The sequence below is a fragment of the Psychrobacter sp. M9-54-1 genome (assembly GCF_016613355.1).
GTDB lineage: Bacteria > Pseudomonadota > Gammaproteobacteria > Pseudomonadales > Moraxellaceae > Psychrobacter > Psychrobacter faecalis.
The window spans coordinates 13,890-36,138 of sequence record NZ_JADGFW010000023.1; the positions used below are offsets into that span (position 1 = coordinate 13,890).

Sequence of the window (22,249 nt, forward strand, 5' to 3'; positions counted from 1 at the left end):
AAATAAAAAAATAACACCAATTTTGACCCTCATACCTACTGACAGTGTGGTTTTTTTATAGCGCCCATTAAGCTACACTGTATCTATATAAAAGCATTTGGCAAAAGTTTTATGGGCTAAAGTTTTAGCTAAGAGTTCTTTTAAACAATTTCAAACAGCTATTGTTTAAAAAGATTCATCGTTTTTGCCAAATTTAACCATCGATATAGGTAGTAGAGGTAGCTATGTTTAATTTTATAAAAAAAAGAGCATCTTCGAAATCCGAATCTCCGCAGCAACAAGCGGCTCGTGATAGCGCCGTTGATCAGGTTTTATTCAATTACCATTTAGGTAATAGCAGTCTTGCGACTATGGTCACAGGTCTAGAGCGCGATGGCGATGAGCTGACTTTGGATTTGCGTCTGCCGCAAGATAGCGATCCTGAGACCATTCAGCAAGAGCTTGGCAACCTACTGCATCCGCATGGCATCAGAGTGATTCATATGAATGTGCGCCTGCCAGCACCTGCAAAAGGCGCGGGGTCAAGCCTACCAAAAGCCATGCCAAAAACCACTAACGCGATGGAAAAGCAGGCCAAACCTTCTGCAAATACAAATAGTAGCAATCAGTCCGAACCGCCGATTACGAAAGCAGCGCCGACACAAGCATCCTTAACGGCGCATCCACGTATCCGCCATATTATCGTCGTCGCTTCGGGTAAAGGCGGCGTTGGTAAATCAACCACTACCGTTAATATCGCCTTAGCATTACAGAAGTCAGGCAATCGGGTTGGCGTGCTAGACGCTGATATTTACGGACCAAGTATGCCGACGATGCTGGGCGTGGACAAAGTCAAACCTGAGCTGGAAAACGAACAGTTTGTACCTATTGAAGCGCATGGTTTGGCAATGCTATCGATTGGTAGTTTGCTCGATAGCGACAATACGCCTGTGGCGTGGCGCGGACCAAAAGCCACTGGCGCCTTAATGCAGCTCTATAATCAAACCAATTGGCCGCAGCTCGATTACTTAGTCATCGATATGCCGCCTGGTACTGGCGATATTCAGCTGACATTGGCGCAGCGCATTCCGGTGACGGGCGCGGTGATTGTGACGACGCCGCAGCATATCGCCTTACTTGATGCGCAAAAGGGCATCGAGATGTTTAATAAAACCAATATTCCAGTACTTGGCGTGGTTGAAAATATGGCGCTGCATACCTGTAGCAACTGTAACCATACCGAAGCGATTTTTGGTACGGGTGGCGGCGAAAAAATCGCTGAGCAATACCATGTGCCACTATTGGGTCAGTTGCAACTTGCTAGTGGTATTCGCGCCCAAGTGGATAAAGGTGAGCCGAGCGTGTTGGTCGATGATGAATTTGCGCCGTATTATCTAAGTATTGCGAAAAATATCGAAGCCAATATCAATAAATTTGCCAAACCTGTCGATGATAAGCGGATTTTCTAATAGTTTTTAATGGCTTCTAAAGTTAGTAAAATAGCCTAAGCATATAAAACATTAAAATCTAAGTGATTTTGAATTTCAAAAGGGAAGTATCGTGAGTCTATCCATTTATCAACGTCATTTAGACAATATCCCCAAGTAATATCAGCTCCTAAAGCTATTTCGTCCGCCGATATACGTGATTGAGCTGTCGAATAATCAAGTAAGCTCTGTTTGCTACTATAAAGATGGCAGTAGCAAACGCCATCAGGTTAATGCGGCTTTTAGCAATCGCCGAATGGTGATTGCTGATTTTTTACAAGCAGTACAAGCTATGACTGATTTATTGCTTAAGTTTTCTAGGCATCCGTTTGGCATAAGTTCTTTTGCAGTAGTCAATGTGACAGAAGAACTTATAGATGGTTTGACGATGATAGAGATTAAAGCTATTAGAGAAGCCGTTTGGGCTGCTTCAGGACAAGCGAAGAGAAGAATCGTCAGCAGCATGGTTAGCTACCAAGGACAGGTAGTCTCGTAATGAATTTTGGCTAGGATGCCTTAACCATGAAGCAAAATAATAATCATCAACCTATCACTAATCACTTGAAAGCAGTTGAGATTGACCAGCTTATTCAAAACGGTCAACCTAACTTTGGCGTTTTTGCTAACGTTAAGCGCATCAACTATCTTGACTATCACAGTCATCTTATCTCGCAAAAAGCACTGCCAAACTGGCGCAAAGAATTAAAAGCCAACCAATTTTGTTTTATCCAAATTATCGAGCCGCCTTATCGATTTTGCCTAGCACTAGCGACGATTAAGCTTGCGACCAGCGCCTTCGTGTATCTCTATAATGATGAAACTAGTGAGCTAGAAGTTTGCGAAGCCTTGCAACCTTTGACTTGGCAGACCTTATTAGGAGGCGATTGTTATCAGGGTCAAATGGCATTTACTCATGACAAGCTGACCGTAACATTGGATTTTACGCCTTCCCAGATTAACGTTGTGCTAGATAGTCAAAACCTTGCACTCAATACAACCTTAGTAAGACAATCACAGCCACTAGCTATCTGTACACCGACAGGTAGGCGAGGTTGGACCTTTACCCAAAAAGAGCCGCTGACAGCAATATCTGGACATCTACTTATTAAAGATAATTCAAAATTTAATACTAAAGCTCTGGATACTCAGTCCAAAAAAATCGATTTTAGCGCCACCACTATAGCCAACCTAGATTGGACGCTTGGCTATATGCGCCACAAGACCAATTGGTTTTGGACTTGTATTAATAGCTACTTGCCCGATGGCCGTCATTTCACCTTAAACTTATCGATGGGCGTCAATGAAACCGGCGCCAGTGAAAATGCCTGCTGGCTTGATGGGCAGATAGTGTATTTGCCGCCTGTGATGTTTATACGTCAAGATTTGGATGCAGCTGCGCAGCATACTTGGCGTATTTATCATCAGAACCTCGGCTGGAGTAAGGTTGATATTGATTTAACCTTTACGCCGATTACTGTTTATAAAAAGACCGATAACTTTGGTGTGCTCGCTAGTATCTTTGAGCAATGGCTGGGTTTTTATAGTGGTGAGATACGGCTAGCAGATGAGGTGATTAAGCTTGATAAGGTAATGGGCTTAGCGGAAGATCATTTTGCTAAATGGTAACTGATGAGCGCCTATTATGCATTTATAAATAGCAGGTTTAATTTTAAAGTCGTTGCCGCTCTATAAATTGCGCCGTCAATTCCGTATAATCGTCGCTACCAAAAATCTATTATCGCAATGGCTATTAAAAATTGGCTATTGAAAATTTTTTAAGGAACAACAATGTCTATCAAGTCTGACCGCTGGATTCGTAAAATGGCCGAAGAACATGGCATGATTGAACCATACGAGCCAGGTCAAGTACGTTTTAATGATGCCGGCGAGCGTTTGGTCAGTTATGGTACCTCAAGTTACGGCTATGACGTACGCTGTGCGCCTGAGTTCAAAGTCTTTACCAACGTGCATTCAGTGATTGTAGACCCAAAAAACTTTGATGAAAAAAGCTTCATTGACGTCATCGGTGACGAGTGTATCATTCCGCCAAATTCGTTTGCTTTGGCGCGCACGATGGAGTATTTTCGTATTCCGCGTGATGTGCTGACAATTTGTCTTGGTAAATCGACCTATGCACGCTGCGGTATCATCGTCAACGTCACACCACTTGAGCCTGAGTGGGAAGGGCATGTGACGTTAGAGTTTAGTAATACCACCAACTTGCCTGCGCGTATTTATGCGGGCGAGGGCGTGGCACAAATGCTATTTTTTCAAAGTGATGCCGATGACGTTTGTGAGACCAGTTATAAAGACCGTGGCGGTAAATACCAAGGTCAGCGCGGTGTGACGCTGCCAAGAACCTAATCATCAAGCACTTAAACGCCAAGAGATTAAGTGTTTTTTAGTCTGTTAGTATTTTGGGCTAACAAGAAAAAAAGCCAGCATCTTGAATATGACTGGCTTTTTTATGGCTGACTCTTTTGGCTATTTCAAAATCGATTTTTTAACGCAATTATTTTAAAACTTTTAACCCGGCTTTATTATCGCGCTTAGGTTTCGGGGCAGCGGCACTTTTCTTAAAGGTAGTCGCTGCATCTTCTTCAGGGACATAATCATCATATTCATTGGGATCAAAAAACATCCCTTGCGAATTTTCTTTGGCATAAATCCCCATTACCGCCGTCAATGGTACCCAAATCTCTTGCGAGACACCGCCGAAGCGCGCACTAAAATGAATATAATCATTTTCCATGCTCATATTACCGGTTGCGCGGCTAGCAATGTTGAGCACGATACGTCCGTCTTGGACATGCTCTTTAGGGACTTGTACATTGTCAGCAGTAGCATCTACCATCAGGTATGGGGTGAGCGCATTGTCCTCTATCCATTGATATAGCGCGCGCACCATATAGGGACGTGTTGGGGTAATAGAGGTGGTTTCTTCGCTCATTTTTCGGTTTCCTTATGCATTATTATTAAATACTATCTCGTTTGCGATAAAGTCGTGGTTATAGAAAAATCATTCACTATATCGCTATTCTATATCAGAGTCTATTTTAGGGGAGTCATCAGCGGTTGTCTAATTAACGCACGCTTTTTTGAAAGCTGTCACGTTCAAAGACCCGTTTTTGATAGTCGAATAGAGGGCGGCTGATAGCACACGGTAGCTCAATACCCATCTCTTCCAATCGCCATAACAGCGGGGCTAATAGCACGTCGCACCAACCAAACTCGTCGGCCATAAAGTAAGGCTTATGAGCGAATAAAGGCGACAAAGTAATCAAGGAGTCGCTTAGCTGCTTTTTCGCCAAGGCTGCTTGCGCTTTGTTAAAACTGTCCGGATGCAACAGCAATCGTTTGCCGAGCACCAACCAATCATGTTGTATACGCCAAGCCAATTGGCGAAACTGGGCGCGCTCTTGCGGCGTGTCTGGCAGTAGTTTATTGGCATGATAACGCTCCTCAAGGTATTCGAAGATAACGTTAATCTCATATAGCGCAATCTCACGCTGTTGCAAAACAGGCAAAGTGTGATAAGGATTGAGCTCGGTCAAGTCTTCCGGACGCTCAGAATGTAGCCGCGATAAATAATAGGCAAGCTTTTTTTCTTCAAGCAATAGGCGGACCACATGGCTATTGTAGCCATCGTCAGCGTATAAAATCAGCTGACTACTTGGAATGTCATTCGCATCAATCATGGAAGCCTAATGTATTAATAAAGCCTATTATCGTAAACAATGTCGCCGCGTTTATCAAGGTAGTGTACGTAAACATTGCCCATGAGGCGATCGTTAACAGAAGATTTTATAATTAACCATTTATGCAGACATAAAAAAGCACTACCGAAGTAGTGCTTATTTTTTAGATTAACTTTGGATCTTTATTGCTTTATTATTTTACGTCTTTCCAAAACTCTTTGTTCAATAAGTAAACTGGAATGAGCAGTACTAACAAGAATAAAATCACAAAGAAGCCAATCACTTGACGGTCATGACGGGCAGGTTCTGCCATCCACGCCATAAAGTTGACCAAGTCACCAACTTCAGATTCAAACTCTTCAGCACTAAGCTCTTCTTGCATGTTATGCAACACGTGCGGCATAGCAGCGTTTGCTAGAACTAAGTTGTTAGCGCCCCAAGGACGGCTTGGATCTTCATAGAACGATAGCAAATACGTATAAACCCAGTCATCACCGCGTAGTCTTGTTTCAAGTGACAAGTCCGGAGGTGCAGCACCAAACCATGATGCTTGTACTTCAGGATCGATTTCAGCATTGATATGATCACCGATTTGATCGGTGGTGACCATCAAATACTTTTCAACCAGCTCAGGCGGTATCTCTAAATCTTTAGCAATGCGCGAATGACGAACATACTTTGCTGAGTGACACCCAGCGCAGTAGTTCATAAATATTTTCGCACCGTTTTGTAGCGAACCCTTATTGGTAAAATCAATAGGGGCGGTGCTACAAGCCAAATTTTCTACCACGCCGTCGGCATTGGTAAAAGTACCGCAGCCACCGCCTGCTGCCAGTGCGCTACCAGCAGTCAAGGTTAATGCCGCGCCTAAGCCTAGACCAGCTAGGGATTTAATTAGCGTGCTCATTAGTGACCTCCGGTAACGCGTTCTGGTGGCTGTTTACACTTCTCAATGGCAGTGTAAAACGGCATCAATAAGAAGAACAAGAAATATAGAACTGTGAATATACGTGACATGATAGTCGCCGTTGGGGTTGCAGGTGTTGCACCCAAGTAGCCTAATACGACAAAGCTGATAGCAAAGACAGTAAGCGCAATCTTTGACAGAATACCTTTATAGCGTATAGAGCGTACAGGAGATCTATCTAGCCATGGGATCAAGAATAGGAAGGCAATCGCACCGCCCATTGCAATAACACCACCAAGCTTATCAGGAACGGCTCGTAAGATGGCATAAAAAGGTGTGTAGTACCATACTGGCGCAATATGCGCAGGTGTTTTCAGCGAGTTCGCTGTCTCAAAGTTTGGTGGCTCAAGGAAGAAACCACCGCCTTCTGGGAAGAAGAATACGACTGCAAAGAAACAGATAAAGAAGACAACAATACCAACCATATCGTGCACAGTATAGTACGGATGGAATTCGATACCGTCTAATGGTACGCCATTCTTATCTTTTAGCTTTTTAATATCAATGCCATCAGGGTTGTTCGAACCAACGTGATGCAGCGCCACTAAATGCATAAACACTAAGCCGACAAGGACAAGTGGAATAGCAACCACATGCAAAGCAAAGAAGCGGTTTAAGGTAATACCTGAGATGATATAGTCACCACGTACCCATTCAGCAAGACCGTCACCAATGACAGGTAGAGCCGCAGGTAAGTTTAGAATAACCTGAGCACCCCAGAATGACATGTTGCCCCAAGGGAGTAGGTAACCGAAGAAACCTTCTGCCATTAATGCTAGGTAAATACCCATACCGATAAGCCAAATAAGCTCACGCGGTTTTTGGTATGAACCGTACAGCAAGGCACGGAACATATGCAAATATACGACGACGAAGAACGCAGAAGCGCCCGTCGAGTGCATATAACGGATGAGCCAGCCACCTTTGACATCACGCATGATATATTCAACAGACGCAAATGCCCCTTCGGCACTTGGGTTGTACATCATCGTTAGCCAAATACCAGTCACCAATTGGTTGACCAATACCACCATTGATAACACACCAAAGAAGTACCAAAAGTTAAAGTTCTTTGGTGCATAGTACTTTGACATATGATATTCATAGGTTTCAGTCGCAGGAAAGCGCGCGTCCACCCAATGCATTAATTTTTTACCCATGCTCATATTAAGCCTCCCCAATCGTCAAGATAGTACCATCCATACTGTACTCTGGGATTGGTAAGTTAAGCGGTGCAGGGACACCACTATAAACACGACCCGATAAATCGTATTTAGAGCCATGACATGGGCAGAAAAATCCACCGTACCAGTCATTACCGCCTAAATCAGCTGCGCCCACATCAGGACGGTAGTTTGGTGCACAGCCTAAATGTGTACAGACGCCTTCTACCACCAGTACCTCTGGTGATAAAGAGCGCTCAGGGTTTTGGCAATACTCTGGTTGTAGCGATGCTTCTGAATTAGGGTCAGATAGTAATGGCTTAACTGACTCAAGCGTGCTCAACATGTCTTCGGTACGTTTTACCACAAAGATAGGTTTGCCCCGATATTTGACGACAATCATCTGTCCTGCTTCGATAGAACCAATATCTTGGGTCACTGCAGCGCCTGCAGCCTCGGCTTTTGCGCTCGGCGTCCAAGAACGGACAAAAGGTGTCGCCACAGCAGCTACCCCAGCTGCACCAATGACGGCAGTCGAGGCAATAAGAACTCTACGACGTTGTACGTTAACGCCTTCGGCATGGCTCATTAATACTTCCTCCAGGTGAATGAAATGGGATTATCCCACACTGGGTTTGTGGCTTAGAAAATGACAATTATCAAGCCACGTTAGCTGTGCCTAATTTTGCTAATTGTTGCTATTCTAAGCTATTTCGGTCATAAAATAAATTATTGTGTTAAAAATAAAGCAGCCTTGAGAAAACGTACTCCAGTGTTAAACAAGATAATTGGTCTAAAACTGCTTAATTATCAATATTTAACCTACCTTAAAGTACGCTTTTTTATCAACAAGACTATTATGAATAATGACCTTATAATTAATAAGGGTATTCAGCAATAGGGAATGATACTTGAAATCAAGACAATGTTCACTAACTTTCCGCACATTACACGGTTGTAAGTGGTCGTAAGCTATTTATAACCCTTAACCACTTTCGATATAAGGTTATGCGGTGATAAATAGCTCTAGACAATATCAACTCTCGAGCGTATGCCAGCGCTCAAGCTTAGTCATCATCTCATCTTCGATGACTAATAAACGCTCACTGGCAGCCGTAGCGGCGTCCATATCTTTCGTAAACCATGAACCGTCAGCCAACTTTTCTTCCAGCTCCGTTTGCTCAGCTTCCAATGCAGCGATTTCTTTTGGCAAATTATCGAGTTCACGCTGTTCATTGTAGTTAAGCTTTTTCGCAGCGGTATTAGACTTTGCCGCGACCGTAGTTTTATTGTTAGCTTTGCTACTAGCAGCATTATCGTTAGACGATTTAGCATTCTTAGCTCTCGCTTCTTCTTCACGGTTTTTTTGTACCAAGTATTCTTGATAGCCGCCGACATATTCTTTGACGATGCCATTACCGTTTTCATCCGTGTCAAATACCCAAGTAGAGGTAACGACGTTGTCCATAAATGAGCGGTCATGGCTAATCAGCAAGATAGTACCGTTGAAGCTGGCAACCGACTCTTCTAATAGCTCAAGGGTGGCCATATCTAAGTCGTTGGTTGGCTCATCGAGTACCAAAATATTGGCAGGCTTTAATAATTGCTTGGCAAGTAGTACGCGATTACGCTCACCACCTGATAATGCTTTAACAGGCGTACGCGCACGCTCTGGAGCAAATAAGAAATCTTGCAGATAGCTCATGATGTGCGTTTTGCGCCCGCCAACTTCGACGAAGTCAGAACCTTCAGAGACGTTTTGCGCCACGCTGGCTTCTAGATCTAACTGGTCACGCAGCTGATCGAAAAAGGCAATTTTTAAATTAGTGCCAAGCGTGACGCTGCCGGTCTTGGTGACTTCATCATCAGACATATCGAGTAGGGCTTTAATCAGCGTGGTTTTACCCGCGCCGTTGGGACCGACGATACCGATTTTGTCACCGCGCATAATCATGGTGCTAAAGTTGTCGACCAAGACGTTGCCATCATATTCCAGATGCAGGCTCTTAACTTTACAAACCAGCTTGCCGCTTTTCTCGCCTTCTCCCATGGTGATATTGACGTTACCGACTTGCTCGCGGCGGCCTTTACGCTCTTCGCGCAGGGCTTTTAGCTCACGGACACGGCCTTCGTTACGGGTACGACGCGCTTTGATACCTTGGCGAATCCAAACTTCTTCTTGTGCTAACTTTTTATCAAAATTAGCATTGTTTTTTTCTTCAGCGAGTAGCTGCTGCTCTTTTAATTCTTGATAACGCGCATACCCTTTAGCGCCTTGGGTGACGTCATAGCTGGTCAATTGACCGCGATCAAGCTCAACGATACGGGTAGCAAGCTTATTAACAAATGCTCTATCGTGCGTCACGAACAATAACGTCAGACCTTGCCAGTCGAGTAAAAAGCGCTCTAACCATTCGATACTTTCAACGTCTAAATGGTTGGTTGGCTCATCGAGTAATAGCACATCAGGCTTGGTAACTAATGCACGCGCAAGTAGCACGCGACGTTTACGACCACCAGAGAGTGAAGACAAGTCAGCTTCAGGATCAAGTCCCATAGTCGTAATTAGACGGGTCGCATCACGCTCTAAATCCCAACCATGTACCGCATCGATATCGTGTTGCAAGGTTGCCATATGCTCGCAAGCGTCCATATCGCCATTGGCACACATATCGACTTGCTTATTATAGTTAATCAGCAAATCAGCGGTGTGGCGGCTACCGCCCATCACGATGTCCAAGATACGTCCGCTGGTTTCCGGAACGTCTTGCTCTAACATCGCAACACGCATGCTGCTATTTTTGATAATCTCGCCGCTGTCAGGCTGCAATGAGCCATTAATCAGTTTAAATAAGGTAGATTTGCCTTCGCCATTACGGCCAATCAAACAAACGCGCTCGCCTGCATTGATTGAAAAATCGATGCCATCGAGAATAGGAGCGACGCCAAAGGCCAAGTGAATATCTTTTAAATGTATCAATGCCATAGAATATCTTAAGCTTATATAATAGTGAGGTAGGGGTTGTTGCAAAATTCCTAGCAGTATAACATGCTGCCACCTAACTGTAGTATGCGTAAATGCCTTTATAAACACTATTTTATAAAGTCTATTTTAAATGGTTAGGTCTGAGATTTAATAAAGAAAATAACCATACTATCTATTATTGAGAACTACTATTGAGAAAAATATGAATCAACCAAATTCGATAGAAAAAAACGCTCCTAATCAACAAGCTCAGCTGGCAGATAGCCAAGCGGATTTACAAGCGCAGGTTATTGAATTGCAAATGAGCCTCTCTCATCTCGAAGTTACCGTCGAGCGACTTAATGAGGTGATTACGCGCCAAGATAGAGACATCCAAACCTTGCAGCGCCAACTACAGTTTATCTATAAGCAAGTGCAAAACCAAGATAGGGAAGGCGGTGTAGCGCCTTTTGATGTTATGGCGGATAGACCACCACATTATTAACAATAAGATATTCTCAATATAGACAATAAATAATGGCATAGTATTTATTGAATATTTATATGCAATTTTTGGCATAAATATACGGTTCGCTGACTATTCAGTCATATTGCAGAAACAATGTGTTTTTCGGTTGTTTTCATGTAAAAAACACATTAGTATCCTTCACCTTAGATACTGCCTACCTAACAAAGTTCGGTGTAGCGGTAAAACAATGTGGATGTTTGGAGATACACAATGGGCGCAAATTTCAATCTAAAGACTCTAACAGTAGCTTTGGCTGCTCTTTCTGCAGCTAGTATCGCTAGTGCGGCAGGTCTTGATCGTTCAGGTCAAGATATTACGGCGTTTTTGCAAGATGGTACCTATGCTGAAACGGTTTACACTTATATCGATGCTGATGTTAGCGGTAAAGACTCTTCAGGTAATAAAATTGATGACATCGCAGAAGATTATGACTTCTTCCGTTATGGTGTAAAAACGGATATCAACGACACCTTTAGTTTTGGTATCTTATATGATGAACCATTTGGTGCTGCAGCCGACTATACTGGTAAAAACGACTTTATCACTAACACTGATGCAGATGCCATTATTCAAGACTTTACAAAAAATCCTAATCTAACCGAAGCTTATGTAGATTCTGTATTAATACCGCAATTGCAAGGTGCTCTTGCTCCAGGTAATCCAGGTGGCTTGACAGCTGAAGAACTCAAGGCTGCACAAGGTCAGCTAATTGGTTTAGAAGCTGCAAAAGGATTGGCAGCAGTTGCAGGCGAAGCGACACAAGTTGAAGTACGCACAGAAAGTATTACTGGTATTCTTGGCGCTAAGTTTGGTACTAATAAAGAATTTCAAGTGTACGGCGGTCCAGTTGCTCAACGTGTAAGAGCAGACGTAAAATTGCGTGGCGATGCATACAGCTCAGCGAAAGGCTACACTACCCATATTAGTAAAGACCAAGACTATGGCTGGCTTGCTGGTATGGCTTATAGTAAGCCAGAAATTGCCTTAAAAGCTGCTTTGACTTATCGTTCGGAAATTAAGCATAACGCAAAAGCTTTTGAGACTTTTCCTTTAGCTACCGCTGCAGGCGCTACCGTAGGTTTACCTCTATCGACTACCAGATATTCTGATATCGAAATCAATACGCCAGAGTCAGTGAACTTCGACTTTCAAACAGGTATTAATTCAACGACTTTAGCAACTGCCAAAGTTCGCTGGGTACCTTGGAGCGATTTTGCTATCGTACCTTCGTTATATAATGATGTAAGTAAGGTTTCAACAAAAGATGATAAAGGTCTTGCATTGGTAAGCTACGATAAGGATCAATGGCAAGTAGAGTTAGGCCTTGCAAAACGTCTAGCACCGAAGTTTGCGGTAAGCGGTACTGTTGGTTGGGATAGTGGCGCAGGCAACCCTGTTACTTCACTCGGTCCAATCGAAGGCTACTATAGCGTTGGTTTAGGTGGTAAATATGATATCACTGAAAACTGGGCAGTATCTGCTGGCGGTAAGTATTTATGGTTCGGTGATGCAGAAGGTCAAATACCTAGTAAAGTAATTGTTAGTGACTTCGAAGACAACGATGGTTTTGCTCTTGGTGTAAAACTGTCTTACCAAGCTAAGCAAAATTTTAACTAAGAATTTATGTCTTTAATCTAAATCAGATTATTTGAGTCAGAATAAAAACGATCCTCAGTGGGTCGTTTTTTTATGCTTTGAAAGTTGGAAAGCGTTCTCATCTGAAGTGGTTATAAGCAAGCATATACTTATAGGCGATTAGATCTAATTCGTAAATTTTTTACTGACTTTTATTTGCTAAGTTTGGGCACGAATAACTGAACTAAAGAGTCACTATCAAGAAATAAAGTGTTTTAAGTATTGTTTTAGTGTTAAAAAATCATTACTATGCATTTAGGACGTCGTTTACATAATCTTATATTTTAAGCAACAATGCCGAATATCAGTTATGGGAATGATTTAACAATGAGGATGTTTGGAGATACCCAATGCGCGCTACTTTTCATTTAAAAACTCTTGCCGTAGCAATTGCTACTCTTTCTGTAGCTAGTATGACTAATGCTGCAGGTCTTGATCGCTCTGGTCAAGATATTACAGCATTCCTACAAGATGGCACCTACGCCGAAGCAGTCTATACCTATATTGATGCTGACGTCACTGGTAATGATAATGCTTACGTCGGGACTAGTGATACCGCTTATGTAAAAGGTAACAAGACTGGCGATATCGCTGAATCTTACGATTTTTTCCGTTATGGTGTAAAAACAGATATTAATGACACTTTTAGTGTTGGTATTTTATATGATGAGCCATTTGGCGCTGCTGCTGCCTATACTGGAGATAATAACTTTACAGGTGCGCCAACTGCAGCAATTGATGGTCTTATTGCACAACAGTTAGATGGAAAAGTTCCAGGGCAAACAATTACCAGTGCTGCAGGACTTGATGCTTATGTTAAAGGGGTACAGCAACAACTAGCAGCAGGTAGAGAACAAGTTAGACAAGGTGAAGCGGCAATTGCAGCAAATCCGGCACTTGAATCTACTTTACGTCCACAAATCGTAGCTGGAAAGGCACAAATTGCTGCCGGCGAAGCACAAGTAGCTCCCTTAGTAGGCCTCAATGGTTATGCCGCTGGCCAGCTTGCTAATACTGAAGGGACTAATGTTGAAGTACGTAGTGAAAGTATTACGGCTATTTTAGGCGCAAAATTCGGTGCGAATAAAGAGTTCCAAATCTATGGTGGTCCAGTCGCTCAGCGTATCGAAGCTCAGACGAGATTACGTGGTAGCGCTTATGACCTTGCTACTGGTTATACTTCAAATAGTAACCCTGATATGGATTATGGTTGGCTAGCAGGTGTATCTTATAGTAAGCCTGAAATCGCTTTAAAAGCTGCACTGACTTATCGTTCAGAAATTGACCATAAAATGGATATCACTGAAACATATCCATTAGCAGGTCTTTTAGCAGGTAATCCAGCTGCAGCAACTCAAACAAATGAGATGGAAATAACTACCCCAAAATCAGTCAACTTTGATTTTCAAACGGGCATTAATCCAACAACTTTAGCTACCGCAAAAGTACGCTGGGTACCATGGAGTGACTTTGCAATTGTTCCGCCGTTATACAATCAAATAAGTAAGCGCGCGACTGGTGATGATGTTGGTCTTCCATTGGTAGATTATGATGATGATCAGTGGCAAGTAGAACTTGGTCTTGCTAAGCGTTTAGCACCAGCTTTAGCCGTTAGTGGTACTGTTGGTTGGGATAGTGGTTCAGGTGATCCGACAACATCACTAGGTCCTATTGACGGTTACTATAGTGTCGGTTTGGGTGCTAAATACAACGTTACCCCTGAATGGGCAGTATCAGTAGGTGGTAAGTACCTGTGGTTTGGTGATGCTAAAGGCAAATTACCAACTCAACAAATCGTTGGTGATTTCCAAGACAATGATGGCTATATCCTCGGAATGAAGTTATCTTACCAAGGTAAATAAACTATCGTTATAAATTCAGTTACTATATTAAAAAAAGCGATCTTTAAGATCGCTTTTTTGTCGATTAACAGACTAGACATTATGATAACTTTAAAGGCCATCGATGCAATGAAAGAAGAAAAGACAAAACCACCTCATTAGGTTTACAATTTTGGAAACGCGACTTTACTTTACTAGGACTTACACCACGATTGGTATTCGATTATGAAACAACATCAAGTAATTTTGGTTATTACGATGATCGTGATGAAAAATCGGCGACAGTATTATTAACCAAAAGCTTTTAATACTATGTATCCAAGTCCTATCGCTCATAATAAGAAAACCCTCACCAAATTGGTGAGGGTTTTCATTATTGTATAATGAATAAAAAGAGCTTACTTATCTAAGTTCATTTCCATCTCTTTATACTTAGCAGATACTGACGGTCTTGGACCACCAGTCATGATACTGACAGCAAAGATAGCGATGGTACTCAAGATAAAGCCTGGAACGATAGCGTATAACCAACTGTTTAGTGCCACTCCATTCATCTCGAACGGGCCATAGACCCACAGGATAACGGTCAATGCACCAACCACCATACCGGCGACCGCGCCATTGCGGTTCATGCCGCGCCATGTCAGACTGAAAATAACCAAAGGCCCGAATGCGGCACCAAATCCTGCCCAAGCATTAGAAACTAAGTTCAATACCGAGCTTTCTGGATTAGACGCCAGCAAAATAGCGACAACGGCCACCACAATAACTGAGATACGTCCGACCAATACTTGACGCGCTTCTGGAGCGTCTCTATCAAAGAAAAGCTTATAGACGTCTTTGGTCAATGAGCTTGATACCACGAGTAGTTGTGATGATATGGTACTCATAATTGCGGCTAAAATGGCCGCTAATAAGAAACCTGAAACAAGTGGGTGGAACAAAAATTGCGTGAATACCAAAAAGATGGTTTCAGGGTCATCTAGCGTCATCGCCGTTTTTTGCACATAGGCGCGGCCCGCGATACCCGTAACACAAGCACCGATCAGGCTGATAATCATCCAGCTCATACCGATATTACGTGCTGTTGGCACATCTTTCACTGAACGAATCGCCATAAAACGTACGATAATATGCGGCTGACCAAAATAACCAAGGCCCCAAGCGAGTAAGGAGATAATACCTAAAGCTGTCATGCCACTCGTGATATCGAGCATGCTTGGATCGATGGCTCTGATAGCATTGGTCGTTGCGCTTACGCCACCAAGGTCAGTCAAAGCAACGATAGGGACAATCACCATGGCAAAGAGCATGATAATACCTTGCACAAAGTCGGTCATTGATACGGCTAGGAAACCACCAAATAGCGTGTAAGCGACGACGACGCCAGCGGTCACCCACAGACCTGTACTGTAAGAAAGGTTGAGCGAGCTTTCAAAGAGCTTACCGCCACCGACCAAGCTTGCGGCGGTATAGACGGTAAAGAATAAGATAATAACCACGGCTGAGATAACCCGCAGTAAATGTGATTTGTCCTCAAAGCGGTTAGCGAAATAATCAGGTAAAGTGATGGCGTTGTCAGCGACTTCGGTATAAACGCGAAGACGCGGTGCCACGATGATATAGTTTAAAAAAGCACCCAAGGTCAAACCAATGGCAATCCAAGCGCTGACCACACCGTCAGCGTACATCGCACCGGGCAACCCAAGGAGCAACCAACCCGACATATCCGATGCACCTGCTGATAAGGCGGTGACTGCAGGACCTAGGCTACGTCCACCCAGCATATAGCCTTCAGTATCATTGGCTTGCTTAAAATAAGCATAAACACCAATCCCAATCATCACTAAGAAATAGGCGCCAAGTGATATCAGCACGCCACTAGAAACTCCGTTCATATAAACTGTCCTTAACCAACATAGTTAGCTGTCATTATTTTTAACGAGAAAAATTGAGTCTGATAAGACGCTGCTCAAAACAATATTTTAAGAACATAATCTAAAGACGAAAAAAGCCATTAAGTAGGACATAATGGCTTTTGTTCAAAATCTGCTGTTAGTTTTATATGATTGGTGTGGTTGTGGGTTGATACCTACAAAGTTATGATGAAATGCAAACGGCAAACTTGTAACGCAATCTTATCTTCTCACTTGCATCAAATCATCGTTTATAAATATCAGCCGCTTATATAACCAATCATTTAAAACCATCAAACCTACTGCTTACTATCATATATTACTAGAAGTCTTCAATATATGATTATCAGTGAGTTTCAGGTAAAATTATGTTATTTAAACAACGTCAGACGTATTATAACGTATGAGTCACACAAATGCGAACGCGCCTATTTATCAAATAAATATCTTGATTAGCGAATAATATATAATCGCTTGCCAAAGCTTTAGTCAATTGGCGCAAGCAAATCTAGTAAAGCCGTTACGCTACTAGATTGGGTGAGTTTTGGATTAATGACCACGCCCAAATAACGCTGTAATTCGATATTATCGGCCATATCGATACGTTCCAAATCCTGACTGACCATAGTTTGCGGCAATACTGACCAACCAAGACCGACAGAAACCAGCATGCGGATTGATTCTAAAGGATTAGTGCTCATAGTGGCATAAGGTTTTAAATTATGCTTGGCAAATTCCGCTAAGGTGATTTGGCTAGTAAAAGTATTGGCAGACGGTAAGATAGCAGGGTAGCGCGCCAATTGCTCGAGCGTCACATTGGACTTGGTCGCCAAAGGCGATAACGTACCGGTCATAAAGTAAAGCGGATCTGACCACAAGGTATGATAGGTTAAGCGTTTATCATAGACGGGCGGCAAGGTTAAAAATGCGAGTGACAAATCGCCATCGAGCACGGCTTTATGAGCCGTTTCTGAATCGACAAAATGCACTTCTAGCTGCACTGCAGGATAGGCTTGGATAAAATGCTTGAGCACAGGGGCTAGATGGTGCAAGCCAATATGGTGGCTGGTGCCGATAACGAGTTTGCCCGAGACAATATGCTGCGAATGCTGGAGATTGATTTTAAAGTTTTCATAATCTTCAAGCCAGCGTTTGGCATGAGGTAACATCTCACTAGCCGCTTGCGTCGGTACAATACCGCGCCCGACTGTATCAAATAGGGTGATGTTAAATTCGTCTTCTAAGTTTTTAATACGTTTACTGACCGCAGGCTGAGTGATAAACAGCTTTTCTGCGGCACCTGAAATGCTGCCTGTTTGCATAACCGTGACGAATGTCGTCAAATTTGTGGTATTCACACCGATGTCCTTAGCTAGTAGCGAGCTATAATTAAAAGTTGGCTGACCTAATCAAAATGAATTAGAAATAAAAGTTTGTGACTATGTAAAAATCATCAATTATTATTATAGGATTAGCCTGCTATAATCACAAGACATCAAGACGTATTGTGACATATTTATTCTGTTAAGCGCATTTTTGACGGCGTATTACTTGTTTTACCAGGCGTTTAGCATCATAAATAGTCATTATTATAAAATATTTGTCTTTATAAAATATCTGGTTAATTAAATATTAGATGTAAACAGCAACTTAAAGTGCGCCAGCAAATAGATTAAGTCATACTTTCATTAATAAAGTAATGAGCCATTTAGTCATTAGTAAATAAAAGGATAGCAACATGGCCGGTCAAACGTTATATGACAAACTTTGGAATGCTCACGAAGTCACCAAGCGTGACGATGGTTCGAGCCTAATTTATATCGACCGCCATTTGCTGCACGAAGTGACAAGTCCGCAAGCCTTTGAAGGTTTAGAGCTTGCCAATCGGGAGCCGTGGCGTCTGTCGGCTAATATCGCAAGCCCGGACCACAACGTGCCAACAGTGACCAAAGAGCGCTTAGAGGGTATGTCTGGTATTAAAGACAAAGTATCGCGTCTGCAAGTGCTGACCTTGGATGAAAACTGTAGCAAGTTTGATATTGCTGAATTTACCATTAATGATGCGCGTCAAGGTATCTTGCACGTAGTCGGTCCTGAACAAGGCTTGGTCTTGCCTGGTATGACGGTGGTTTGCGGTGATTCGCATACCGCTACCCATGGCGCTCTTGGCTGCTTAGCGCATGGTATCGGAACCTCAGAAGTTGAGCATGTACTAGCCACTCAGTGTTTGATTCAAAAGAAATCAAAAAACATGCAAATCCGAGTCACTGGTAAGCTTGGCGCTGGCGTGACCTCAAAAGATGTGGTACTTGCTATCATTGCCAAAATTGGCACCGCAGGCGGGACAGGGTACGCCATTGAGTTTGCAGGGCAAGTATTTGAAGACATGAGCATGGAAGGTCGTATGACCGTCTGTAATATGGCGATTGAAGCGGGTGCACGCGTCGGCATGGTTGCTGTCGATGATACGACGATTGAGTATGTCAAAGGTCGTCCTTATGCGCCAACCGAGGAGCAGTGGGAGCAAGCCGAAGCTTATTGGCGCACTCTGTATTCAGATGATGATGCGGTATTTGATAGCGTGATTGAGATTGATGGTAGCGAGATAGCGCCGCAAGTATCTTGGGGTACCTCACCTGAGATGGTCGTAGATATTACCCAGTCGGTGCCAACGCCTGACCAAGCAGTTGATGAAGCACAAGAAGAAGGCTGGTTACGCGCTTATACTTATATGGGTTTAGACGCTGGGCAAAAAATTACTGATATCCAGCTTGATCGTATTTTTATTGGTTCATGTACTAACTCACGTATCGAGGATTTACGTGATGCCGCAGCGGTGATTAAAGGCCGGAAAGTTGCCGATAATATTAAAGAAGCGATCGTGGTAGCAGGTTCTGGGCAAGTGAAATTGCAGGCAGAAGCAGAAGGTTTGGATGCTTTGTTCACGGATGCTGGATTTGAATGGCGCGAGCCGGGTTGTTCGATGTGTTTGGCAATGAATGCCGATAAGCTAGAGCCAGGGGAGCATTGCGCCTCAACCTCTAACCGTAACTTTGAGGGTCGTCAGGGCAATGGCGGTCGTACGCATTTGGTCAGCCCAGCGATGGCAGCAGCAGCAGCATTAGCGGGTCACTTTGTCGATGTGCGTACGTTTTAACTTTTGATTTTGTGCTTTATTTATCAATAATAAATATATTTGATAGGAAAACTTATGCAAGCTTATAACACCCAAACGGGTATCGTTTGTCCGCTCGATCGCGCAAACGTCGATACCGACCAAATTATCGCCAAACAGTTTTTAAAATCCATTAAGCGTACCGGTTTTGGCGTCAATCTATTTGACGACTGGCGTTATCTTGATGAAGGCTATCCGGGTCAAGACAGTAGCACTCGCGTGATTAATCCAGATTTCGTTCTAAATCAGCCGCGTTATCAAGGCGCTACCATATTGCTGGCACGCAGAAACTTTGGCTGTGGCTCAAGCCGTGAGCATGCGCCTTGGGCACTTTCAGAATATGGCTTTCGTACGATTATTGCGCCAAGTTTTGCCGATATTTTTTATAATAACTGCTTTAAAAACGGGATGTTGCCCATCGTGCTAGATGAAGTCATCGTTGATACTTTGATGAAAGCGACGCTTGCCAATGAAGGCTATGAATTAACCGCCGATCTTGAGCGCCAAGTGGTCATCACCCCAAGCGGTCAAGAGTACGCTTTTGAGGTTGATGAGTTTCGTAAGCATTGTTTGCTCAATGGTCTTGATGATATCGGACTGACTTTGCAACAAAGCGATGCCATCAAAGAATATGAGCATAAGATGATGCAAAAAACACCTTGGATATTCAATGAGGTTAGAGCTTAGTCTTTGATAAAAACGCTTCATTCAAACATTTTAATCGACATAAAAAAGAGCTCAGCGCTAATACAGCGTTGAGTTATGGGCATTAAGTGGCTAAAATGAATGGCAATCTATTTTTTACCTTATTGTATTTTCTTCCTTATAAATAGTAGACGCCATTATGAATAAAACACGTTTTGCTGTATGGACAGGCACGGCTCTTGCCGCAAGCTTATTATTATCTGGCTGTCAATTGTTGACGGGTTATCAGCAGATAGACTCGGCAGAGAATGCCAAAGCGTGGACAGGCAAAATAAAACCCGTCGCTGGTGAAGTAAATATCGCCTGCGTGGGAACGTATCATTGTGAAATAGCGCGCATTGATCAGACACGCATTATAAGCAGTGAGACTCATGAGCCGATCAATCCCACTATGCTAGTCAAGACACAAGAGGCAAATGGCAAAAGTCGGGCGGGCAATAAGCAGGTCTCCGCGCCCATTGCGATGGATATGACGCCGCTGAGCCATAAAAACGCCATTAAAATTGTCCCCTTATCCGCGTCTGCTATGCCTGGGCTTACCAATTATTATGCGCGAGTCACACCTGCGAAGCGCGAAGTGCAGATTAATTTTTATCCAGAAAATAATTTGGGCTACGTCGAGCGTTTTGCGATGATTCACGACTTTATGGAAGAAGGTACGTATCAGCTGCGTGCTTACCAAAAAAAATCTGGCGCAAATTCAGGTAGCTTGTTAGAAACGGCTTCTCCAGAGCCATTGTGTGTCGATCTTTATCAAGGCAACAGCGTAAAGCGCCGTTTTTGTAAAGAGATGGGGGCTGAGCACCAAGGAGAGTTTGTAGAAACGCGTGTGGTTAAAGTTGCGCCTGCTCAAACGCCATCAGCAGCGAAAAATAAAGTGAAAACCAAAGCAGGCTAGATAAAATTGAATAGAAAACGGTACTAACTATCGACGATAGACCCTGACTTCTTGCGCAGCGCATTGCCCAAGAAGTCGTTTTTTAATAGGCTATGTAAGCCTGCTAGCAATACCATAAGCTAGCAATACCATAAACAACAACTTACTTCCCCATTTACCCACAAGGATTAGTATGGCAACGATTTTAACATTAGCAGGCGATGGCATCGGCCCTGAAATCATGACTCAAGCCATTGATGTGCTAAATGCTGTCAATGATAAGTTCGCTTTAGGTTTGACCCTAGAATCTGGATTAATTGGCGGTGTGGCGGTTGATGCAACGGGTGAACCGTTACCAGAAGAAACGCTCCAACGGGCGCGCGTAGCGGATGCCGTGTTATTGGGTGCGGTTGGCGGTCCTAAGTGGGATGCTATCGAACGTAGCAAACGTCCTGAACGTGGTCTGCTGAAAATTCGTAGCGAGCTTGGTTTGTTTGCCAATCTGCGTGTGGCAAAACTTTATCCGCAGCTTGCTAATGCTTCAAGCATCAAGCCTGAAATTATCTCAGGTTTGGACTTGTTAATCGTTCGTGAATTGACTGGCGGTATTTATTTTGGCGAGCCGCGCGGTATTCGTACCCTAGAAAATGGCGAGCAGCAAGGCTATAACACCATGGTTTATAGCACCAGTGAAATTCAACGTATCGGTAGAGTTGCTTTTGAGTTGGCAAAAACCCGCGCACAAGCAGCCGGTACGCCCGCCAAGGTTTGCTCAATCGATAAAGCCAATGTCTTAGAAGTCACCGAGCTGTGGAAGCAGACGATGATTGAGATGCAGCAAGCGGATTATGATGACGTAGCGTTATCGCATATGTATGCGGACAATGCTTGTATGCAGCTGATCAAAGACCCTAAACAGTTTGATGTCATGGTCACGGGCAACATGTTTGGTGATATTTTATCTGATGAAGCGGCGATGCTGACCGGCTCTATCGGCATGCTACCATCGGCGAGTCTAGATGAGGCGGGCAAAGGGATGTATGAGCCTTGCCACGGTTCAGCGCCTGATATCGCCGGTCAAGATAAAGCCAATCCATTGGCGACCATTTTATCGGTGGCGATGATGCTGCGGTATACCTTTAAACAAGAAACCGCGGCGCAGGCGATCGAGCAAGCGGTCAGTGAAGTGCTTGACGATGGCTTACGTACCGTTGATATTCTCGATCGTAGTGAGACGGGGCTTAAACAAGTGGGCTGTCAAGAGATGGGGCAAGCGGTATTGGCTAAACTGGTATAAGTCAGCTAATCTAAT

At 43.4% G+C, this 22,249-nt stretch carries 19 protein-coding genes and 1 pseudogene; 12 read left to right on the top strand and 8 right to left on the bottom strand.

The features are described 5' to 3' along the window. Positions 1–224: 224 nt before the first annotated feature. The 4 genes from apbC (at position 225) to dcd (ending at position 3,830) form a co-directional block, all read left to right on the top strand. Positions 225–1,448: an iron-sulfur cluster carrier protein ApbC gene (gene apbC, locus IQ457_RS09465; protein ID WP_200662965.1), complete on the top strand. Its 1,224-nt coding sequence runs from the start codon at positions 225–227 to the stop codon at positions 1,446–1,448. Between the two features lie 175 nt (positions 1,449–1,623). Then, positions 1,624–1,962: a hypothetical protein gene (locus IQ457_RS09470; RefSeq protein WP_200662966.1), complete on the top strand. Its 339-nt coding sequence runs from the start codon at positions 1,624–1,626 to the stop codon at positions 1,960–1,962. A gap of 26 nt (positions 1,963–1,988) precedes the next feature. Next, entirely contained in the window at positions 1,989–3,092 is a 1,104-nt protein-coding gene (locus IQ457_RS09475; RefSeq protein WP_200662967.1) for a DUF2804 domain-containing protein, read from the top strand. A 162-nt stretch (positions 3,093–3,254) separates the two neighbouring features. Continuing rightward, on the top strand, positions 3,255–3,830 hold the full coding sequence (dcd, locus tag IQ457_RS09480; RefSeq protein WP_102076576.1) for a dCTP deaminase: 576 nt from the start codon (positions 3,255–3,257) through the stop codon (positions 3,828–3,830). A gap of 148 nt (positions 3,831–3,978) precedes the next feature. On the opposite strand, the gene IQ457_RS09485 is transcribed toward dcd, so the two are convergent. From IQ457_RS09485 to IQ457_RS09510, 6 genes are all read right to left on the bottom strand, one after another. Then, complete coding sequence (locus tag IQ457_RS09485) at positions 3,979–4,416, bottom strand: ClpXP protease specificity-enhancing factor (RefSeq protein ID WP_144296473.1); 438 nt, start codon at positions 4,414–4,416, stop codon at positions 3,979–3,981. A 133-nt stretch (positions 4,417–4,549) separates the two neighbouring features. Continuing rightward, the gene (locus tag IQ457_RS09490) at positions 4,550–5,164 is read right to left on the bottom strand and encodes a glutathione S-transferase N-terminal domain-containing protein (protein WP_200662968.1); all 615 of its coding nucleotides are present in this window, start codon (positions 5,162–5,164) and stop codon (positions 4,550–4,552) included. Positions 5,165–5,357: 193 nt separating this feature from the next. Continuing rightward, complete coding sequence (locus IQ457_RS09495; RefSeq protein WP_200662969.1) at positions 5,358–6,071, bottom strand: cytochrome c1; 714 nt, start codon at positions 6,069–6,071, stop codon at positions 5,358–5,360. Next, the gene (locus tag IQ457_RS09500) at positions 6,071–7,276 is read right to left on the bottom strand and encodes a cytochrome b (protein ID WP_200662984.1); all 1,206 of its coding nucleotides are present in this window, start codon (positions 7,274–7,276) and stop codon (positions 6,071–6,073) included. The genes IQ457_RS09495 and IQ457_RS09500 overlap by 1 nt, the downstream gene beginning before the upstream one ends. 22 nt (positions 7,277–7,298) lie before the next feature. Then, the gene (gene petA / locus IQ457_RS09505; protein WP_200662970.1) at positions 7,299–7,883 is read right to left on the bottom strand and encodes a ubiquinol-cytochrome c reductase iron-sulfur subunit; all 585 of its coding nucleotides are present in this window, start codon (positions 7,881–7,883) and stop codon (positions 7,299–7,301) included. A gap of 447 nt (positions 7,884–8,330) precedes the next feature. After that, the gene (locus tag IQ457_RS09510) at positions 8,331–10,280 is read right to left on the bottom strand and encodes an ATP-binding cassette domain-containing protein (protein WP_200662971.1); all 1,950 of its coding nucleotides are present in this window, start codon (positions 10,278–10,280) and stop codon (positions 8,331–8,333) included. 202 nt (positions 10,281–10,482) lie between these two features. Here IQ457_RS09510 and IQ457_RS09515 point away from each other — a divergent pair, with 202 nt between their 5' ends. From IQ457_RS09515 to IQ457_RS09530, 4 genes and pseudogenes are all read left to right on the top strand, one after another. Next, positions 10,483–10,764, top strand: a complete 282-nt coding sequence (locus IQ457_RS09515) for a SlyX family protein (protein ID WP_200662972.1) — start codon at positions 10,483–10,485, stop codon at positions 10,762–10,764. 234 nt (positions 10,765–10,998) lie between these two features. Beyond that, on the top strand, positions 10,999–12,405 hold the full coding sequence (locus IQ457_RS09520; protein WP_200662973.1) for an outer membrane protein transport protein: 1,407 nt from the start codon (positions 10,999–11,001) through the stop codon (positions 12,403–12,405). Positions 12,406–12,773: 368 nt separating this feature from the next. Beyond that, positions 12,774–14,285: an outer membrane protein transport protein gene (locus IQ457_RS09525; RefSeq protein WP_200662974.1), complete on the top strand. Its 1,512-nt coding sequence runs from the start codon at positions 12,774–12,776 to the stop codon at positions 14,283–14,285. Positions 14,286–14,371: 86 nt separating this feature from the next. Then, a pseudogene (locus tag IQ457_RS09530) lies at positions 14,372–14,572 on the top strand (surface lipoprotein assembly modifier); the annotation flags it as partial. Between the two features lie 90 nt (positions 14,573–14,662). Here the strand turns inward: IQ457_RS09530 and putP are convergent. Continuing rightward, entirely contained in the window at positions 14,663–16,162 is a 1,500-nt protein-coding gene (putP, locus tag IQ457_RS09535) for a sodium/proline symporter PutP (RefSeq protein ID WP_144296456.1), read from the bottom strand. 503 nt (positions 16,163–16,665) lie between these two features. Then, positions 16,666–17,538, bottom strand: a complete 873-nt coding sequence (locus IQ457_RS09540; RefSeq protein ID WP_144296455.1) for a LysR family transcriptional regulator — start codon at positions 17,536–17,538, stop codon at positions 16,666–16,668. 380 nt (positions 17,539–17,918) lie between these two features. Here IQ457_RS09540 and leuC point away from each other — a divergent pair, with 380 nt between their 5' ends. From leuC to leuB, 4 genes are all read left to right on the top strand, one after another. Next, positions 17,919–19,337, top strand: coding sequence for a 3-isopropylmalate dehydratase large subunit (gene leuC / locus IQ457_RS09545; RefSeq protein ID WP_200662975.1), 1,419 nt, complete (start codon positions 17,919–17,921; stop codon positions 19,335–19,337). Between the two features lie 54 nt (positions 19,338–19,391). Further along, the gene (gene leuD / locus IQ457_RS09550) at positions 19,392–20,042 is read left to right on the top strand and encodes a 3-isopropylmalate dehydratase small subunit (protein WP_200662976.1); all 651 of its coding nucleotides are present in this window, start codon (positions 19,392–19,394) and stop codon (positions 20,040–20,042) included. 157 nt (positions 20,043–20,199) lie between these two features. Next, complete coding sequence (locus tag IQ457_RS09555) at positions 20,200–20,958, top strand: hypothetical protein (protein WP_200662977.1); 759 nt, start codon at positions 20,200–20,202, stop codon at positions 20,956–20,958. Positions 20,959–21,130: 172 nt separating this feature from the next. Next, positions 21,131–22,234, top strand: coding sequence for a 3-isopropylmalate dehydrogenase (leuB, locus tag IQ457_RS09560; protein WP_200662978.1), 1,104 nt, complete (start codon positions 21,131–21,133; stop codon positions 22,232–22,234). Positions 22,235–22,249: the final 15 nt, after the last annotated feature.

What these genes read in the sequence shown, in the direction of transcription:
- IQ457_RS09525 (WP_200662974.1), top strand. Translation starts at nt 12,774, where the DNA reads ATGCGCGCTACTTTTCATTTAAAAACTCTTGCCGTAGCAATTGCTACT.
- IQ457_RS09475 (WP_200662967.1), top strand. Translation starts at nt 1,989, where the DNA reads ATGAAGCAAAATAATAATCATCAACCTATCACTAATCACTTGAAAGCA.
- IQ457_RS09555 (WP_200662977.1), top strand. Translation starts at nt 20,200, where the DNA reads ATGAATAAAACACGTTTTGCTGTATGGACAGGCACGGCTCTTGCCGCA.
- IQ457_RS09490 (WP_200662968.1), bottom strand. Translation starts at nt 5,164, where the DNA reads ATGATTGATGCGAATGACATTCCAAGTAGTCAGCTGATTTTATACGCT.
- leuB (WP_200662978.1), top strand. Translation starts at nt 21,131, where the DNA reads ATGGCAACGATTTTAACATTAGCAGGCGATGGCATCGGCCCTGAAATC.
- putP (WP_144296456.1), bottom strand. Translation starts at nt 16,162, where the DNA reads ATGAACGGAGTTTCTAGTGGCGTGCTGATATCACTTGGCGCCTATTTC.
- IQ457_RS09515 (WP_200662972.1), top strand. Translation starts at nt 10,483, where the DNA reads ATGAATCAACCAAATTCGATAGAAAAAAACGCTCCTAATCAACAAGCT.
- IQ457_RS09520 (WP_200662973.1), top strand. Translation starts at nt 10,999, where the DNA reads ATGGGCGCAAATTTCAATCTAAAGACTCTAACAGTAGCTTTGGCTGCT.
- IQ457_RS09485 (WP_144296473.1), bottom strand. Translation starts at nt 4,416, where the DNA reads ATGAGCGAAGAAACCACCTCTATTACCCCAACACGTCCCTATATGGTG.
- apbC (WP_200662965.1), top strand. Translation starts at nt 225, where the DNA reads ATGTTTAATTTTATAAAAAAAAGAGCATCTTCGAAATCCGAATCTCCG.
- dcd (WP_102076576.1), top strand. Translation starts at nt 3,255, where the DNA reads ATGTCTATCAAGTCTGACCGCTGGATTCGTAAAATGGCCGAAGAACAT.
- IQ457_RS09495 (WP_200662969.1), bottom strand. Translation starts at nt 6,071, where the DNA reads ATGAGCACGCTAATTAAATCCCTAGCTGGTCTAGGCTTAGGCGCGGCA.
- leuD (WP_200662976.1), top strand. Translation starts at nt 19,392, where the DNA reads ATGCAAGCTTATAACACCCAAACGGGTATCGTTTGTCCGCTCGATCGC.
- leuC (WP_200662975.1), top strand. Translation starts at nt 17,919, where the DNA reads ATGGCCGGTCAAACGTTATATGACAAACTTTGGAATGCTCACGAAGTC.
- petA (WP_200662970.1), bottom strand. Translation starts at nt 7,883, where the DNA reads ATGAGCCATGCCGAAGGCGTTAACGTACAACGTCGTAGAGTTCTTATT.
- IQ457_RS09510 (WP_200662971.1), bottom strand. Translation starts at nt 10,280, where the DNA reads ATGGCATTGATACATTTAAAAGATATTCACTTGGCCTTTGGCGTCGCT.
- IQ457_RS09500 (WP_200662984.1), bottom strand. Translation starts at nt 7,276, where the DNA reads ATGCATTGGGTGGACGCGCGCTTTCCTGCGACTGAAACCTATGAATAT.